Origin of the sequence: Pedobacter sp. ASV1-7, from assembly GCF_040203335.1 — a bacterium.
GTDB lineage: Bacteria > Bacteroidota > Bacteroidia > Sphingobacteriales > Sphingobacteriaceae > Pedobacter.
Genome location: NZ_JBEHBV010000004.1, coordinates 118,442 through 136,654, shown reverse-complemented (window position 1 = coordinate 136,654; position 18,213 = coordinate 118,442). Strand labels below are relative to the sequence as shown.

The 18,213-nt window shown below is 38.9% G+C and carries 12 protein-coding genes; 4 read left to right on the top strand and 8 right to left on the bottom strand.

The window, feature by feature from the left end; translation table 11 throughout:
* The first annotated feature begins 46 nt into the window (after positions 1–46).
* Genes ABDJ41_RS10930 through ABDJ41_RS10920 form a run of 3 tightly spaced genes read left to right on the top strand, consistent with a single transcriptional unit; the run spans position 47 to position 1,556 of the window.
* Positions 47–658, top strand: a complete 612-nt coding sequence (locus ABDJ41_RS10930) for an RDD family protein (protein ID WP_349786040.1) — start codon at positions 47–49, stop codon at positions 656–658.
* 9 nt (positions 659–667) lie between these two features.
* The gene (locus ABDJ41_RS10925; RefSeq protein ID WP_349786039.1) at positions 668–1,069 is read left to right on the top strand and encodes a zinc ribbon domain-containing protein; all 402 of its coding nucleotides are present in this window, start codon (positions 668–670) and stop codon (positions 1,067–1,069) included.
* Positions 1,070–1,094: 25 nt separating this feature from the next.
* Positions 1,095–1,556 (top strand): type I restriction enzyme HsdR N-terminal domain-containing protein, encoded by a 462-nt coding sequence (locus tag ABDJ41_RS10920; RefSeq protein WP_349786038.1) that lies wholly within the window; start codon positions 1,095–1,097, stop codon positions 1,554–1,556.
* A 220-nt stretch (positions 1,557–1,776) separates the two neighbouring features.
* On the opposite strand, the gene ABDJ41_RS10915 is transcribed toward ABDJ41_RS10920, so the two are convergent.
* The 3 genes from ABDJ41_RS10915 to ABDJ41_RS10905 are packed head-to-tail and all read right to left on the bottom strand — an operon-like array spanning position 1,777 to position 7,472.
* The gene (locus ABDJ41_RS10915; protein WP_349786037.1) at positions 1,777–3,153 is read right to left on the bottom strand and encodes an efflux transporter outer membrane subunit; all 1,377 of its coding nucleotides are present in this window, start codon (positions 3,151–3,153) and stop codon (positions 1,777–1,779) included.
* A gap of 28 nt (positions 3,154–3,181) precedes the next feature.
* A complete protein-coding gene (locus tag ABDJ41_RS10910; protein ID WP_349786036.1) occupies positions 3,182–6,316 on the bottom strand; it encodes an efflux RND transporter permease subunit in 3,135 nt (1,044 codons plus the stop codon).
* A gap of 31 nt (positions 6,317–6,347) precedes the next feature.
* Positions 6,348–7,472, bottom strand: coding sequence for an efflux RND transporter periplasmic adaptor subunit (locus tag ABDJ41_RS10905; protein ID WP_349786035.1), 1,125 nt, complete (start codon positions 7,470–7,472; stop codon positions 6,348–6,350).
* 258 nt (positions 7,473–7,730) lie between these two features.
* Between ABDJ41_RS10905 and ABDJ41_RS10900 the strand changes: the two genes are divergently transcribed.
* Positions 7,731–8,351 carry a helix-turn-helix transcriptional regulator gene (locus ABDJ41_RS10900; protein ID WP_349786034.1) on the top strand — a complete coding sequence of 207 codons (621 nt, stop codon included), beginning with the start codon at positions 7,731–7,733 and terminating at the stop codon, positions 8,349–8,351.
* Here ABDJ41_RS10900 and ABDJ41_RS10895 read toward each other — a convergent pair.
* Genes ABDJ41_RS10895 through ABDJ41_RS10875 form a run of 5 tightly spaced genes read right to left on the bottom strand, consistent with a single transcriptional unit; the run spans position 8,348 to position 18,213 of the window.
* Positions 8,348–10,624 carry an FAD-dependent oxidoreductase gene (locus tag ABDJ41_RS10895; RefSeq protein ID WP_502930333.1) on the bottom strand — a complete coding sequence of 759 codons (2,277 nt, stop codon included), beginning with the start codon at positions 10,622–10,624 and terminating at the stop codon, positions 8,348–8,350. The two genes, ABDJ41_RS10900 and ABDJ41_RS10895, sit on opposite strands and share 4 nt — an antisense overlap.
* Before the next feature lie 39 nt (positions 10,625–10,663).
* Complete coding sequence (locus ABDJ41_RS10890) at positions 10,664–12,346, bottom strand: sodium:solute symporter family protein (protein ID WP_349786033.1); 1,683 nt, start codon at positions 12,344–12,346, stop codon at positions 10,664–10,666.
* A gap of 9 nt (positions 12,347–12,355) precedes the next feature.
* Positions 12,356–13,267: a DUF4886 domain-containing protein gene (locus tag ABDJ41_RS10885; protein WP_349786032.1), complete on the bottom strand. Its 912-nt coding sequence runs from the start codon at positions 13,265–13,267 to the stop codon at positions 12,356–12,358.
* A 44-nt stretch (positions 13,268–13,311) separates the two neighbouring features.
* Positions 13,312–14,754 (bottom strand): SGNH/GDSL hydrolase family protein, encoded by a 1,443-nt coding sequence (locus ABDJ41_RS10880; protein WP_349786031.1) that lies wholly within the window; start codon positions 14,752–14,754, stop codon positions 13,312–13,314.
* Between the two features lie 6 nt (positions 14,755–14,760).
* Complete coding sequence (locus ABDJ41_RS10875) at positions 14,761–18,213, bottom strand: hypothetical protein (protein ID WP_349786030.1); 3,453 nt, start codon at positions 18,211–18,213, stop codon at positions 14,761–14,763.

Genomic DNA, 18,213 nt, shown 5'->3' with positions numbered 1-18,213 from the left:
ATTTTTTTTGTCTACTTTTGCACAATTATCATTTATATCATAACCTATGAACCATGTATGCCCTCTATGCAAAACCAGCTATCCATCTGACATAAACTTTTGTGTGAAAGATGGTGCCAGGCTTATTGCAGAAAACATTACTGTTAATTATACTAATCCTCAAATCAACAACCCTTTTGAACGTCAGCCACAAAATGGCTTACCTTACTACAAAGCATCCATTGGAAACAGGTTTGCAGCAATACTTATTGATGGTCTGATCTTTATTGGATTGATGATTCCTGCTGGCGTAACACTTGTCTTTGCTTTCATTTACGCCTATGGAAATAAAGAGGGGATTGCTATAACGCTTTGTATTATCGGTGGATTACTAACCTTAATTCCTATTGCTTTTCAACTTTTAAAAGATGGGTTCAAGAATGGACAAAGTCCTGGTAAAAGAGCCATGAAGCTCATGGTGATAGATCTGGATACAAATATGCCTTGTACAAGAAAAAAATCATGCTTAAGAAACGTGATCGTACTATTGCTTGGATTCGTTCCATTTGTTGGTAGTTTTATAGAACCTGTTATGGTATTTGCAACCGCCGATGGCAGAAGGCTGGGCGACCGTGCCGCCAACACCATGGTGATAGATAAAAGTCAATATTTTAATTAAACAATCCCTATGAATTGTACAAAATGTAATACGCCCAATGCTGAAGAAGCAAAATTCTGTAAAAATTGCGGAACAAATATTGTCCCATATCAGTCGGACGAAAAAACCAGTGAACAAAGTATAAGGGCGCTATTGATCATTATTGGAATAGAGTATTTCTTTTCTGCAATTATGTTCCTGATTCAGAAGTTCATATTTTCGTCTGCATTGAGCAACGGTAATGGTGAAAATATTGATTTGATCTATAAAACTTATGGTTGGACCTCAGATATTGTATCATTAGCCGCAATATTATATTTCATGGTAACCCTTACTAACAACAAGGTTAAAACTGCGTTAGTTATATTTTTCATCTTAAGAGTTATATTTATGATTGGCTATAGGGCAGTGCCTTTCTTTGATCTTTTATAATTTTACCAGCCTATACTGAAAAAACATGTCTTTCACTCCAACCCCACTAAACCTACCCGAATATCCTTTTAGAATTACATTAAAAGATACGCAGCATTTCATATTTGATGAGGTAAGAAAGAAGCATCTGGTATTAACCCCCGAGGAATGGGTGAGACAACACTTTATTCAGTATCTGGTTCTTATAAAAAAGTTTCCCAAATCTTTAATCCAGATTGAAGGTGGACTGAATCTGAACAAACTTCAGAAAAGAACAGACATTGTAATTTTTAATACCCTCGGGCAAAGAATTATGGTGATAGAATGTAAGGCGCCGTCCGTAAAAATCACACAATCGGTATTTGATCAGGCAGCAAGATACAACTCAGTACATAAAACCAAATGGCTGGTCGTGACAAATGGCTTAAGACATTGTTACGCAGTTATTGATCATCAGGCAGAACAGTTTACATTTATTGAAGAGTTACCAGAATATCAAGCGCTCTAATAATCAAAAATAACATCAAAAACAACCATTCTCTTCTGCGTCTGGCATCTTTTTCTGAAGGGAAAAAGCGCCTGAGGCCGCATCAGAGAAGGTAATTTTTGTGTCAAGCATGATGCATAAGCAAAGTTGGCCAAACGTTTGAAAGGGAAATTTGGTTTCTCCTCTAAGGCATAGGAACTTTGCCTTCTTCAGGCAAAGATTCCAGCCTTCGAGGAGATGCCTAATTTCCTCCCCCTCCAAGGGAGCGATACAACGCTATTACCGCCTGCCATTGTTGCAATTTATCATCTACATCTTCCAACTGTGCCGCAAGCAAATTCTGTTCAGATGTCAATACATCCGTATAATTAGTTGCAGAACTATAACGTAAAAGCTTCTTGGTAAAATCAACTGACTTTTGAAGTGCAGTCAATTGCTTTACACGAATACTTTGTTGCTTGATCGCAGTTTCATAAGCAAAAAGGGCATTTGAAACCTCCTCACCTGCTGTTAACAATGATTTCTGAAAGTTCAGTGCAGCTTCCTGCTGTGCGGCTTTAGCAGTTGTTAACCTTACTTTATTTGCACCTTTACTAAATATAGGCTGTGCAATTCCTGCCGCAATATTACCGAACAAACCATCTGGAGTTAACCAATCTTTTAAACTAAAGCTGGTAAAACCACCAGCAGCGGTTAAACTGATAGAGGGATAAAACAGTTTTCGTGCGACGTTCGTATTTTCGGAAGCAGCCATAAAAGCATACTCTGTTTGTTTTATATCAGGTCTGTTTTCCAGTAATTGGATTGGAATACCAGCTTTTAAATCAACCGACAGTGTTTGTTCCTTTAAAGAAGTCCTGTTAACCGGACCAGACGGCTTTGCAAGCAAGCCATTCAAACTATTTTCTACTTCCCTGATCTGTTTTTTTAGTTTCGGGATAGCCACTTCTGCCGCATACATACTCGCTTCGCTCTGCACTTCCGCAGCACCGGTCACAATGTTCGCAGCTTTTAATGATTTCATGGTATTTACATCAGTCTTCCTGTTACTTACCGTTTGTTCCAGAATACTTAACTGCTGATCCATGGCCAGTAAGGTAAAATAACGATTGGCAATGTCAGCTATTAGCTGGGTTTGAATTGCTTTACGTGCTTGCTCAGTTTGTAGCATGTTTGCCAGAGCACTACGTTTAGCGCTTTTCAATTTACCCCAAATATCAGCTTCCCAGCTTGCAGTTAGCCCTAAATCGTATTGAGTAGAAGAGTTGATGATACCAAATCCTTGAGGAAAAGCAAGCTTAGACTGCTTAACACTAGCACTACCATTCAGGTCGGGCAAAAAGGTAGCACGACTCTGTCTAAAGCTAGCTTCAGCAGCAAGAATGCGTTGATATGCCATCTTAAGATCAATGTTTTGTCTCAGTCCTTCTTCAATTAATCCAGATAATACGGTATCAGAAAACAACTGTTTAAAAGACAATGAAGCGACATTACTGCTATCTGTACCGGTAAAATCCCGGTACAGATTGGCCGTATTTAAATCCGGCCTCTGGTAAGGTTGCGATACCTTGCAGGAAGCAAGGATGAGCAACAATAAAATTCCTATATATGATTTCATTAATTTACATTTAAAATTATTCATTCTGTTATTCCACTTCTTTAGCCTTTGGGCCACCGCTAATCTTTTCCTGTAGCGATTGGAAAACCACAAATAGCACTGGAATTACAAACACACCGAATACAGTACCGATCAACATCCCACCTACTGCTGCAGTTCCAATAGAACGATTACTAATGGCACCGGCACCAGTAGCCAGCATCAATGGCAACAGACCAAAAATGAAAGCAAAGGAAGTCATCAGAATAGGTCGTAACCTGGCTGTTGCACCTGCAATGGCCGATTGGATTAAATTCCTTCCACTCAACCTGTGCATCAGCGCAAACTCAACAATCAGAATTGCATTTTTAGCCAATAAACCGATTAACATAATCAAACTGATTTGCAGGAATATATTGTTATCCAGGCCAAACAAACGGGCAAAAAGGAATGCACCTGCCAAACCAATCGGCAAAGAAAGCAGAACTGAAAACGGCAATATATAACTCTTATACTGCGCACTAAGCAAGAAGTAAATAAAAAGCAAACTCAGGATAAAAATCAGGAGCGTTTGATTTCCACTGGAAAGTTCCTCTAAAGTCAAACCAGAAAACTCGAAGGTATAACCCTGCGGTAAAGTTTGCGCAGCAACTTCCTGTATCGCTTTAATCGCATCTCCGGAACTGTATCCTGGTTTTGGTGCACCATTAACAGCCCCTGCTGTAAACAAATTAAAACGGTTAATAAACTCAGGTCCATAAGTCTTTTTAAGCGTAACAAATCCCGAAATCGGAGCCATTACCCCTTTATCGTTCCTTACAAATATCTTGCTTAAAGATTCCTTATTTGTTCTCTGTGAAGCTTCAGCCTGGATCATTACTTTATATTGCTTACCAAAGCGGTTAAAATCCGAAGCATAGATACCCCCCAGATAACCTTGCAATGTTTCCAGTACAGTATTCACTGCTACACCAGCTTCTTTACACTTCGCTACATTTACACTCACTTCATACTGAGGGAAGCTTGTATTATAAGAAGTAGCTGCGTACATAATCTCCGGGCGTTGATTTAAGGTTAACATAAACTTGCCGATTACCCCATCAAAAGCTTTATAACTTCCACCTGTTTTATCCTGCAACTGGAATTCAAAGCCATCATTATTACCAAAGCCCTGTAAAGTAGGTGCTGCAAAAAAGATAATATTAGCACCTTTAATATTTGCTGTTTTAGCAAACAACTGACCAACAACAGATTTAATATCCTGTCCTTTTTTAGTGCGTTCTGCCCATGGCTTCAAGCGTATAAAAATAGCCGCATACGAACTTCCGGTCCCACTCATCAGGTCCATACCTGCAAGTCTCGACGACAATTCCACTTCCGGAATGGAGCGAGCAATGCTATCAATCTGATTTGCAATTTCCTCTGTACGTTCTAATGAAGTGGCAGGTGGGAGAATCACATTTCCATAAATTGAACCACTATCCTCATTTGGCACAAATCCCGTTGGCGTAGTTTTTACCAGAAACCAAAACAATACGGAGAACAGTGCAATACCAGCAAATGCAATCCACTTTTTATTGATAAGAAAAACTACAGACTTTTTGTAACGGGCTGTCATAGCGGTAAAAGATGCATTAAAACCAGCATAAAATCTTTGCATAAAACCTTTTTTAGGCTGATCATGTTCCTGATGTGGCTTTAACAATAAAGCACATAAAGCCGGACTTAAGGTCAATGCATTAACTGCCGATATAATAATTGCAACTGCCAGCGTTAAACCGAACTGCTTATAAAATACACCAACCGATCCTGTTACGAAAGTTACGGGAACAAATACCGCAGCCATAATCAAGGTAATGGAAATAATCGCACTGCTGATTTCACTCATGGCATGCATCGTCGCTTTCTTCGCCGATTTAGCACCCTGATCTAATTTCGCATGTACTGCCTCTACCACTACAATCGCATCATCCACCACAATACCAATAGCAAGCACAAGGGCAAATAATGTTAACAAGTTAATCGTAAAACCAAACAATTTCAGGAAAAAGAAAGTTCCAATAATGGCTACAGGCACCGCAATAGCTGGAATCAGTGTAGAACGGAAATCCTGAAGAAAAATGAATACCACGATAAATACCAGAATAAAGGCTTCTATGATGGTAAAGATCAACTTAGATATTGAAGCATCCAGAAATTCATTGGCATTGGCAAATACACCTATCTTGACTCCCTTAGGGAAAGTTTTTTCCGCATCCTTAAGTATTTTTTCGCACTGTTTAATGATGTCATGGGCATTAGAGCCTGAAGTCTGACTAACTGCTACGTATGGCGACTCCTGCCCCTGGGCTGTCAAAGTACTTGAATAAGTAAATGAACCAAGATTAATATCCGCAACATCCTTTAATTTCAGTACCTGTCCTGTGCCAACTGATTTAAGAATAATGTTCTCAAATTCCACAGCCTTTTCAAATCTGCCTGTATATTTTAAGGTATATTGAAAATTCTGATTGCTGTTCTCACCTACTTTACCAGGAGCGGCTTCGATGTTCTGCTCAGCCAGTGCATTCACAATGTCACTTGGAATAAGGCCATAGGCAGCCATCGCATCCGGCTTTAACCAGATCCGCATGCTGTAATCCTTACCACCATACACCTGAGCATCACCGATTCCCTGGATTCTTTTAATCTGAGGAATAATGTTAATTTTCAGATAATTGTCGAGGAACTTTTGATCGTATTTCCCATCTTCACTATATAGTAGAAAACTAAAAACCTCACTATTTAATCTCTTACTGGTTGTAATCCCCATTTTTATTACCTCTGCAGGCAACAAGCTTGTGGCTTTAGTAATCCTGTTCTGCACATTAATGGCTGCCATATCCGGATCTGTACCTTGCTTAAAATTAATGGTAATGCTCGCACTTCCATCATTACTGGCTTTGGAAGTCATGTAAGTCATATTCTCAACACCATTGATTTGTTCCTCCAATGGCGTGATTACACTTTTCATAACCACATCGGCACTTGCTCCCTGGTAAGCCGTACTCACCTCAACTGCGGGTGGAGCAATGTCCGGGTATTGGGATATGGGCAGTGAAAACAAACCCAACAAGCCCAGTATGACAATGATTATCGATATTACAGTCGATAATACAGGATTGTCTATAAACTTCTTTAACATAATTGTTTAATATTTTCGTATCAATTATTTTCTATTTCTTTTCGATTACTGGCTTTATTTTCATGCCTTCCTGCAAAGAACCCATGCCTTCTGTTACCACCTGGTCTCCGGTATTCAAACCCTTTTTCACCACGTAGAATTCTCCAGAAGGGGCATCCATAATTTCTATTTCCACAGGCTTCACACTTCCGTCTTTAGCTACCACAACCGCCATCATTTTCTCTTGCATTTCATAGGTTGCTTTTGATGGAATCAGTACAGCATCTTGTACAATGACAGGAATACTGATGGTTGCACTAGCTCCACTTCTAATGATTCCCTCAGCATTTGGAAAAGCGGCTCTTAGATTCACAGCACCGGTTTCTGTATTGATCAATCCTCCGATACTTTCCATCTTTCCTTTCTCCTTATAAATAGTTCCATTGGCTAGTAAAAGGGTAACAGCAGGAAACTGCTTCAATTTATCGCCCATTTTTGTACCAGCAAAACGTTCTGTAAAATCCAAAAACTGCTTCTCATTAAAAGAGAAATAAGCAAAGACCCGGGCAATATTTGAGACTGTAGTCAAGGGTTGAGGAGAAGAACTGCTCACCAGACTGCCGGTTTTATAAGGAATACTTCCCACAACACCATCTGCAGGACTATTGATTTGTGTATAACTCAGATTAGTACGAGCATTTGCAAGACCAGCGCGAGCTTGTGCCAGAGCAGCTTCTTTAGCTTGTAGATTAAAGTTAGCCGACTTTAACTCGTAATCACTCACAATCCCTTCTTTAACAAGAGGCATTGCCTTTTCTACCTGCATTTTTGCAGTATTCACTTCTGCTTCTGCATTTTTAATCGCAGCTAAAGCAGTCCTTACTTCCTGTTCGTACTGAGGCGCATTGATGCGAAACAATGGCTGCCCTTTTTTTACAGAGGCTCCCTCATCAACAAAAATCTGTGCTACAAAACCATCTACCTTTGGACGAATTTCTATATTCTGTTGTCCTTGAATAGTGGCTGGATATTCTGTATTAATCACTGCTTCCCTACTCTCAATAGTCATTACAGGATACTCCTGAATGGTTTGTTCCTGAGTTACCTGTTTTTCAGATCCACAGGACTGCATTAAGAAAAGCAAGATTATAAATAGTGGTAATTGTATTGGTTTCATATAATAAGTATTTGTTTCTAGTTAAAAATTGGCCGACAAAAGTCCATCACTCCCAAAAACCAAGGTTTCCGGACAGTCGGCTGTCATTAAAATTGTTACTGGATACCCGCTACGGCCAGGATAAAATTAGCGGTGGTCCGGTATGATAAAGGAGTATATTAACTTGCATGGTGAAACTATAGGTCCTTATATTCTTAATTGTTCAGCAAAGTTAGTATTTTTGTGAATAAAACAACTAAACACTTGTTTTATTAGATTATGAAGACAAATCGTTTTTTAATGTTGTTGAAGACACGGGGTGCTTTAACGGCGGGGGAGATTGCTAAAGAATTGAAAATCACAACAGAAGGAGCGAGACTACAATTACTAAAGCTAACAGAAGAGGGGCTAATTCAATCCACCCATGAATCAAAAGGTGTAGGCAGGCCTACCCAATATTTTAGCCTGAGTGAACTGGGAAATAAAGGATTTCCGGATACACACGCAGAGCTTAGTGTAAAACTCATTCAGCAGATTAAAGAAACACTTTGTGAAGACTCCTTACAGAAGGTAATATCGGCTGGCGAGCAAAAAGCAAAACAACGATACCATCAGCAATTAAAACACGCTAATACTTTAGAAGATAAAATTAAGCTATTGGCAGAAATACGCAGTCGGGAAGGTTATATGGCCGAATACATTAAAGAAGACAATGGTTACCTTTTTATTGAAAACCATTGTCCTATTTGTATTGCCGCCCACACTTGTGAGGGATTTTGTATCTCCGAGCTCAATGTCTTTAAATATTTGCTCGGAGAAGAGGTTAAAATAAAAAGAGTAAATCATATCATTGCGGGCGACAGAAGATGTGCTTACAATATTATTCCATTAAAACACTAATAACATCTTACAGAAAATAAAGCTGCAGGTATATTTTGAGATGGATGGGTTAAACTTATAGTAATACTGTCCGTATAAACAGGCTCATCAAGCGTAATCGTATTCTTTGTCTGATAATTATTTTCAACAGCATACAACACATTTCCCTGATCATCTTTAATCTGGTAATCTCTCACACAAAAAGGCATAGCATTTTCCGGGTGCCCCATCAGTACTGTTTCCATTGGATGGTCATAATCTGTATCAAAGAACAACTCTATATTACTTATTTTTTGTTTCTTATCCCATTTGATGTTTAAAGTCGGATCAGCATCTGATAATGAAGCAACCCAGGCATTTGGTGCCATTGTAGGTCTGAATACACCTGTCTTAACATTCGCCGCATCAAACTTAGTAAGTCCAGGCGCAATTTGAAGTGCGAGATTATGTCCCTCTGGCCTGCGCTGTGGACACCAGAACTCAAATTCATCAACACCTATATCTTCAGTCGGTGTTTGTTTCCCGTAATTAGACACAGCCTTATTTACCAGATTGAATACTGAAAGCACTCCCGTAACACGATGCTCAGAACAATGAACCTTTACAGCCGGATTTTTTTGTAGCACAATAAATACATACGCATCTTCTACCATCGTGCTATTAAATTCAACTTTTAGTTCGTTCTTACCATTTTTAACATCCAACACTTTATTTTCCAATATGACATCTGGCGTATAATTCCCTGAGACACCACTTATACGAAGTTCAATTTCAAGCGTTGTATCAACCTCTGATTCCGCATAAAAAGTAATTTGAGGCACCTTTCCTTTATCCAATGGAAGCATTTGTCCCATAGACACGTCCAGTTTTTTTAATAAACCCATAGGCAATTCATTCAATACATATTCACTGGATGCAGAAACCTCAGCAAACTGCACCAGATCTTCCTCATCTGTCAATTCAAATCCCGGAATATGCTGACCGCTTTTCAGCAACTCCTTTTGCAATGTCGCCATAAGGTTATCTGCTAATAATTCTGCAGGATTCAATCCATTCTGCCCGGCAATAAATGCTGCCATACCTACAGCCTGACCCACATGTGCTGCTGTAGCCATTACCCTGGTTGAAGCAAATGCCACATGAGAAGCACTGATGATTCGCCCGGTTAAAAAGAGGTTTTTTATGTTTCTACTGTATAAACAACGATAAGGAATCTGATAAATGCCCTTACTATGCCATTGGTTACAACCCGGTTTTTCGCTAAATACACCGTCGGCAGGATGAAGATCTATAGACCAGCCGCCAAAAGCGACTGCATCTTGATGTGTGTGTTGTGATACAACATCCTGCTGACGAAGCATATAATCCCCTTCAAAGCGACGACTCTCTCTTTTTCCCGGGATAGTTCCTACCCATTCTAATGTCATCGTTTCTGCTTCTGGGAATTCACCTGAGTTCTTAATGTAATCCCATACCCCATATACCACTTTCCAAAGCTCCCATTTTATCTTTTCCGTATCATGTACCGTATCTAATCTGCCACCATACTCAAGCCACCATAACTTGCAGCCATATTCTTTGGCATTAAAGCTCCTAAAACGAGGGATTTCTTTTGTAATATCAGTTAATGCAAATTCTGGTGCCACAAACTTCACCGGTTTCCCAGTGTCTTTACTGTAGAAATACAAACTATGACCAAGTAATTCACCATACTCTTTAGTAGGTGCAAACTTCTCCCCAAACTCTTCCTTGCTTTCTGCCCCCATTCTAAATGCAGCGCCTGCTAAGAAACCGACAATTCCATCTCCCGATGCATCACAAAACAATGGTGCTGAGATGACATACTCTATAGAGTTCTGACTACAAAATGCTTTTACTGATGAAATGGTATCCTTATCCAATTTATGAACCTCATAAACAGCCGTATTTAATAATAATGTGATATTTGATTCGGCAACTACTTTATCTAATAATATGGCATCAAAAAGCAAGGGATTTCCTTCTTTATTCCGATAAGTATTTTCTACCAGGATTTCATCAATAACCCCTCCTTCCCGACTCCATCTGTTGTTATTACCCATGTGCGATGTAGCACCCAGTATCCATAAACGAACTTCACTTGAAGAGTTTCCGCCCAACACTGGCCTGTCTTGTACAAGCACAACTTTAACACCTTTACGTGCGGCTGTAATTGCTGTACAAACACCAGATAAGCCCCCTCCAACAATTACAAACTCTGTACTTAATTTTTCAGACATCAAACTACGGACATCTGTTCCTTCTGATTTTATCATAGTAAAAATTTGGGTTACCCCAGGGTTATTATATATAAATTATATTGACTTCTTTCGGGAAGCCCTTAATGGAATAATCGAACTCGTTAAAATGATAGTAGCAATAATGGCTACCATACCTGTTCCTTTTGTTGTAAAAGCACAGAGAATATAGAGCAACAGGCCTATAAAAGCCAATGAAAATGAAATGACCTGCAAACCGAATTTATTTTGTCTTTTAATCTCTTCAACCTCTGTTTCATCTACTTCATATACAGCTGCCGAACGAGCTGCTTTAAGCTCTTGTAATTGTAGATATTCTGCACTTATATTTCCTTTATAAGAAGCATACAATTCATAAATTAATAACAATAAAAATGGAAGTAAAACACCCAACAACATCTCATTTGCACGGTCAAGTTTATAATTCATTAAATAAGGAAGTACGATTTTAAAGCATAGGTTAACCGCCAAACTAATCATGGTAATAAAAACCGTAGCCCTACCTGTTATGCGTTTAGAAAATAATGCCCATATTGGAGGTGCTAACAATGGTCCTCCTGTAATTGCACCAACACTTAATGTAAATTCTACAATCCCACCGATATAGGGTACAACAAGTGCTATGGCAATCATTCCGAAACCAAAAGCCCAGGAAGAGGTACGGGCAATCTTCATTAACTTTTCATCTGAAGCTTTGGGATTAATTGTCCCTTTGTAAATATCATTGGTAAACACTGCAGAAACTACATTTAAAGCTGTATTTGCAGATGCTGAGGTAGAAAAATACATCCCTGTTAAGATCAATCCCATTAAACCCGCAGGTAATACTTTCTGACAAACCATCAGATAAGCATTCTCTGTATCCAATCCAGTTAATCCGGGATTTATTGTTTGATAGATCATGGGAGGTAACATCCATAAAACCGGACTAATGATGTATAAGGCAGCAAATAAAAATGCTACTTTAGAAGCAGATTTTGGTGTATCAACACTAGTGTATCTTTGTACAAAAGTCCAGTTACCACCAATATAAAAGATATGATAAACGGCATATGCAAAAATAAAGGCCCAGGTATATTCACCATTTACCAGATTAAAGAAATCATCGGGAACCTTAGCAAGAAATGTAGGCATACCTCCTGCTTCTGTAAATGCTAATGGGATGATCAAAAGAACAGCTGCTGTAAGGATTACAAACTGTAAAATATCAGTAACCATAACGGCCCATAATCCCCCTACTGCAGTATACGCAATCATCAGAATACCTAAAACAAGTGTAACAGGTATTAAAGGAAATTCTAAAGATGAGCCTACTAACTTGGACACCGAATACAAAACTGATCCTTTGATGAACAGCGATACCAGCATAAAAATATAGATAAAGCTCTTTTGCACATGTGCCCCAAGCCTATCTTTGATAAACTCGGCCGCAGTAAGACTCCCTGTTCCTTTCCACTTCGGAGCAATATACAAACCTACTATTAAGCCCCCGATACACATGGTCCATTGAATTGTAACAGCTACCCACCCATACTTATAAGCTATTGATCCCCATACTACAAAAGTACCTGCAGAGAAAAAGCTCATAAATAGCGATAAGCCACCTATAAACCAGGGTACAGCTTCTCCACCAGCAAAGAATGATTTCAGGTTTCGCCCTGTTCGTGAAAACAGTAAACCGATAACCATAATAAATACTGAGAAAATGACGATAACCGAAGTATCAATTATTGAATTCATGTAATTGGGTTATTTATTTGCGTTTAAATTTTTAATTGTTTTATCAGCTACTGACCTTAAATAAGCAGCAAATTCCGCCGGAACTTTATTAGGTACATATTCCAGTTTTAATGGTGATTCCTTAAACAGAACAGCATACCAGATCAAAGATCCAAGGTATCTGCCTGCTTCATTGGCATGATTTGCATCAAACGCCATTTTATCATTTTTCCAGGAATAACCCATGTTAAGAGAGTTTTTCTGATCAGGGAGATTAGGTTGCACTGGATTTGCATAATCAAAATCAGCATCTTTTTTATACCCAAAAACTTTGTCTGACGCTACTGTATTAAAAGCATCACCTACAGGAAGAATTCTGATATTTAATTGCTTAGCAATGGTATGATATGCTGCTCTTGAACGCTCCCACATCTCAGCTTGATTTTTAGCAAGTTGATTTGGTGCTATGCGTCCAAATTTTAAAGCATCACTTCTGTAAGCCCATGTTTGATGGATAATAATCTCGGCATTCGGCTGAAGCTTCTTAATATAGTCATACAACTTTTTAGCGTATGGGCTGTAACTTTCTAAATCTGCAGAATAATAAGAAGCCTGTTGAATGGTAACCACATCCCAGGTTCCCTCCGATAAAAGCATACGTAGCGATTTACCTTTATAAGGTTTTCCTTTAGGATCTTCAGGATTAGCTTCAGCAGCCTCAACATATCCCCAGTGCTGTGCTAAGGTATGCCCGCCCAATTCGGCCCTTCCTATCGTCAGCTCTACTCCTTTTTCTTTTACAAAGTTTGGCAAATATGCCGATGCATTTTGAGAAAAACTGTTACCAATAATGAATAACCTTAAACTTTTAGGATTGGCTTGTCCATATGCTAAACCAGTACTGAGACAGAAAATGAGGAATAAACTTTTAATGTATTTCATCTTTTATGATTTTTATGTTTTATGCTGCTGTTATCTGGATTTCATTATTTAATAACCTGTCCTCTTATTAAGACCTTACCTATATAAACTGTTGTTTTATTATACTTATCAGGATTATTACTGATGTCTTCCAGTTGATTTGGCCCCAGGATAGTTCTCTTATCTGCCGGAACCGGAGAAATACTAAACTTTACAGTATGTATGCCCGCAGGTAATTCAATAAACTCTGCCTGCCCCCTATAGCGGTTATTACAGAAGGAATTAAACCTGTTGATCTGACCTGAAGAACTGCTTTCCTGAATAGCCCTTAATGCCAGTGTTCCTTTTTGTTTTTGAAAAGTAGTGGGCTTACCATCAATTTCCAAAACCAACTGGCCAACCTCGGGACCACCGATATCAAAAAAGCCAATCATACTGCCATCAAACTTAAATGTAAAAGAATCTCCTGCTGATTCAGCCTTCATCACATATGGAAACCAAACCGAGAATTGTCTGAATGAAGGGAATTCTATTGGGTCAACTTTATTCCAACCTTTACTAAACTTCGCGATATCCAATGGAGCAAACATCTTTGCATCTTCCCAGTTACCTGCCAATAAAGGCTGGGGGAGTTTATGTTTCAGTTCTTTTGCATGGGTTTTCATTTTTAGAAGGGAACGGGCGATAGATTGAGCATATAGATTACCACCAGCGACTATAGGATGGGTACCATCATTTGAAAAGATAATCTTATCCGTATCAGTACCATTTGCTGCCTTCCACAATAACTTTTGATCTTGCTCTAACAGACTTGCTTCAAGTCCCATATGAACTGATGGAATCTGATAATGATCAGCAATCTTTTCCAACTCCAGAATATTGTATGGCACTTTCCCCGATGCATAAATTTTCGATTGCCCATTAAATATGGTATAAATCATACAAATATCTGTAGTTGGATTCGCTTTCCAGATTTGACGAATCATCCCCTCCATCCCATCTGGAAAAGCATTATTAACAGCAAATTCAATAAATACAAGATCAGGTTTATACTGTATAATCTGCTCTTGTATTCTACAAGCTCCCAAATCTGTTCCTGTACCAGAAATGCCAGCATTGATAAACTTCAATTGAGTTCCAGGTAACATTTGCTGAATAAATTTCGCAGACTGCATCCTATACAGATTTCTTCCTCTGGTAATACTTCCTCCTATATAGGCTACTACCAGCTCTTTTTTGTCTTTTGACTTATTGAAAAAATTAGGTAGTCCATCTCTTAAATAGCACTCCTGATTGCTATTAAAACCACCCGGAATTATGGTAGGAACATCATTACCACTTGGATCAAAAAATAAAGGCATTGCCCCCGTTTGACTTGCAGCGATAAGTCTCTCCCTTTCTAAACTTTCCTTATCTGTATTCTGCGACTTACCCGTCAAACTAAAGAACAAGGAGTTCATCAGCATCACACATCCAAAAGCAATTATAAACTTTATGCTCAATTTCATATCAGCTTACTTTACGCCCTCAAAATCTATATGTGCCTGCCTGATTTCATTGCTTCCTTTGCTTTTCAATTTCAAATTGATGGAAACAGGCTTTTCTGGGTCCAGGCGATTAAATGACCATTCAAAAGGATAAGCATTACGCTTTTCCATTGTTGCCCCATCTTCATTCAATTCAAGTTCAGCCTCTGCTCCTGGAGCCGGAGAAGTACTTAAATAGGCATAAATAGAATCCCAGCCAAATGGGGAACGGATTCTAAAGGCATAAAGTTTACCCCATGGCGCACCAAGATCAACCTCCTGTAAACCATTTTTAACAGGTTTCAGCTCTTTAGTTACCTTAGGAGAAGCCAGTGGAAATGAATAAGCAGTTAAACCTTTACCAGCTATCCTGACACTCATTTTATTCCCATGCAGAGATAGGCTAGCAGATTCTGCAGTTGCTTCCTTATAATGTTTAATGCCTGTACCTTTTATACCCGTCTGTTGCAAATCTAAACTAAGTTCAATATCTTGCTCCTGAGCCGATTCATTCAGCAATACTACCCAGAACCGATTATCAGATATACCTGTAAGATAATTTACAGATGGATTATTAAATGTTACCAGTCCTTTTTTCAACCAGATCTTCACATTTTTATCATCGAAAATGGCCCCTTTACCTCCACCGTAAATGCGATTATTAAACCACACAAATCCCTCTTGTTTTCCCCATGGGAAACTGATTGCACCTTTAGATCTTTGTACTGCTTCAGTAACAAGGAAGTCTAAACTGAAAGCAAGATGAGGCGAAATGTGGTGATAATAAATAGAGTTAACATCTGGTCCTTTATAAGGATAGTTCTCTCTGTAGGTAAGGTCAGTATATCCGGTAGCATAATAGCCGGGATAATTTGTAAACCTGCCTATGATTGAATTTCTTGCATAAACTTCAAATATCTTACGCTCGGTGTCGGCCGACAAACGCAACAAATGTGGTGCCCAGGTCGACATAAAAATATGGCGCACATTCTTTTTAGGAAGGAAGAAAGTAATTGGCTGTTCAAGGCCAAGGCCAACTGGTGATACTAAAGATTCCGGAACCTCTTTCGCTTTCACATCTCCATCTTGTCTGGGGAAACCTAAACGGAACTTTTCTCCGTCTTTCCACCATAAATTAGTATTTCCTTCATACTTATCCCCTTCATGAATCAGCTGCATCTTGTTCTCTACATGAGGATAAGAACGAATCCCTGCCAAAGTAAAATAAGAGGCATACTCCGCAGCATTCAAAAATGTTTTATCCTTATTTACTTCATAAAGATCCGTTAAGTCCCACCAATACGGGTAAAATGAAGTGTTGTAAAATGGCTGTGCTGTTAATAAATTTGTCTTTTGACCATATACCTCTTTTGCAACAAATTCTTTAGCATTTGAGACTGCAGCTGTTAGCCATTTTTTATCTTTTGTTAATCTGTATGCAGCAAGTTCCTGAGTCCATGCCGGTAAATTGACACTATAGCCCGATAGTTTTCTAGGTTGTTTATCTGGCATTGCCACATCTACTATCCAGGGGTTCTTGTACTCCAGTAACTGCGCTAAAGATTCAAAATATGCAGTATTAAACTGTACGTTTTTATATGGGTTTAATTCAAGAGATGCAGCCGTACGATTATAGGGTGCACCTGCAGCTTTTGCCCATCTGAATGCACTCCGTGATAATGTATATTCTATTGTGGGTAAAGCACGACTAATGTAAAGTTCTTCATCTTTTGCCATCACTGCGGCAGATATTACGGCCAATGGAGATGATTGTGCAACAGTTGGCGCAACCTTAGGATCAGCTTCAATGTCAAAGAAACCTTTTAAAGGAGCACTCCAGCCCGAAGCATTATCATTTTTTATTAAATCAATGATATTGAAAACCGCATTTGTTAAAGAGGCTGAATCCTGAGTCCTGTAATCACTAACCTTAAAAATTGAATTGGATGCATACTCCAAAGCCCCGCTCCATTTGTCGGCAACTGCTCCTAGATTAAAAGATCGGGTTAATGATTGCCCAGCAGAAAGCTTAGAATCTTCCAGTCCTAAAACTGGCGAGAAAGCGATAGGCTGCACCTTATTAAATTCATTTTTTAAAGAAAAACCGATTCTCGAAGTAATATCCTTTACCCAGTCTACCGGAAAATCTGTTAAAGCACCAGTAATAAAATAACTTAATGGCTTTTTGTTTTGATTCACCTCCACTATAGCCAACGGCTGTGGCGTCATAGCACCAGGAATTAACATTGGCCCTTCCGGCAAACGTTTATAGTTAAACATTGGTGGAAGCTGTACATTATTAACACTTGCCTCCGGACTATCCTGAAATGCTGAAACAACAAAACTATAAAAGCCAGGTGATGTAGCTTTATAAGTTAAACTCAGTTCTGAATGTGACTGTCCGGGTTTAAGTGTCCAGCGACCGCTTACTTCGACTCCTGTTTCAGTCACATAAGTAACCAATAGCTCATTGGCCGAAACCTGTTTCACAGCTTTCGCTTCACACAATAAAAGTTCCCCGGATAGAAAAGGATTTTTCGCCCCATTCTGATCTATCGTTTGATAATTCCTTCCATTAACAACGAATTCAGTTAAACTTTTGGAGTTTTTCCAGAAAGCAAAATAAGCCCCGAATTCGATCTTTGCTTGTTTAGCAGATAACAGAAATATTCTATTTTCTTCCACTTTATCATTTAAGCTGGTCCAGACTTTATCCTGTAAAAAACGGGTGGCAGATACAATTCTTGTTTTCCCTGTCTTAGCATCTATTGCCTCTTCAAAGCTTATCCTGATATTTTCATTTTGAAGTGTCCCTAAAGTTTTCTCCTTTTTTACAAAAGTGAACGGGCTTTCCATTTTTGATCCAGATGCATTCTCCTTTACCTGTACAGGCTTTAAAGCATAAGTATTCAGAGATGCATTCATTTTGCCGGGATTAAACTCTTCATCTGTAGTCAGGAAAATGGCATCGCATCTGGCGAAGTTTAATTTTGTATTCTTTAACCTTAATACCGTTTGTCCGATCTCAAGATCAGCTGTACCAACCTTTTCCCATTCATAACCATCATGCAAATGCATGCCTGACTCTTTAGCCATAGGCTTTTCATTAACATACAGCTGATATCTTCTTGTTCCGGGATTATTCTGCGCATAATCTCTCGATCTGGTCCAGACAATATAGTTTCCTTTAGTTTTAATATCTATTACTGTTAGCGCATCAGCTGTTACCTCTTTATTGTTAGCTCCCAATAAAGCCCCATTTCCAGATACATTTGTACCTGCTTCTTTGGCAATTGTCCAGCCTGCGGGGAACTGAAAATCTTCCGCTTCAATCAAATGATGTATTTTCTGCTGGGCCGAAACATTCCTTGTACCAAGCAAAGCGTAAACCAATACTGAGTACAAAAAAATCCGACAACTGAATCTATATATTTTATTCAT

Coding starts and splice junctions, on each gene's coding strand:
- ABDJ41_RS10925 (WP_349786039.1), top strand. CDS start 668: ATGAATTGTACAAAATGTAATACGCCCAATGCTGAAGAAGCAAAATTC.
- ABDJ41_RS10930 (WP_349786040.1), top strand. CDS start 47: ATGAACCATGTATGCCCTCTATGCAAAACCAGCTATCCATCTGACATA.
- ABDJ41_RS10895 (WP_502930333.1), bottom strand. CDS start 10,624: ATGATAAAATCAGAAGGAACAGATGTCCGTAGTTTGATGTCTGAAAAA.
- ABDJ41_RS10900 (WP_349786034.1), top strand. CDS start 7,731: ATGAAGACAAATCGTTTTTTAATGTTGTTGAAGACACGGGGTGCTTTA.
- ABDJ41_RS10875 (WP_349786030.1), bottom strand. CDS start 18,213: ATGAATAAAATATATAGATTCAGTTGTCGGATTTTTTTGTACTCAGTA.
- ABDJ41_RS10915 (WP_349786037.1), bottom strand. CDS start 3,153: ATGAAATCATATATAGGAATTTTATTGTTGCTCATCCTTGCTTCCTGC.
- ABDJ41_RS10880 (WP_349786031.1), bottom strand. CDS start 14,754: ATGAAATTGAGCATAAAGTTTATAATTGCTTTTGGATGTGTGATGCTG.
- ABDJ41_RS10885 (WP_349786032.1), bottom strand. CDS start 13,267: ATGAAATACATTAAAAGTTTATTCCTCATTTTCTGTCTCAGTACTGGT.
- ABDJ41_RS10920 (WP_349786038.1), top strand. CDS start 1,095: ATGTCTTTCACTCCAACCCCACTAAACCTACCCGAATATCCTTTTAGA.
- ABDJ41_RS10910 (WP_349786036.1), bottom strand. CDS start 6,316: ATGTTAAAGAAGTTTATAGACAATCCTGTATTATCGACTGTAATATCG.
- ABDJ41_RS10890 (WP_349786033.1), bottom strand. CDS start 12,346: ATGAATTCAATAATTGATACTTCGGTTATCGTCATTTTCTCAGTATTT.
- ABDJ41_RS10905 (WP_349786035.1), bottom strand. CDS start 7,472: ATGAAACCAATACAATTACCACTATTTATAATCTTGCTTTTCTTAATG.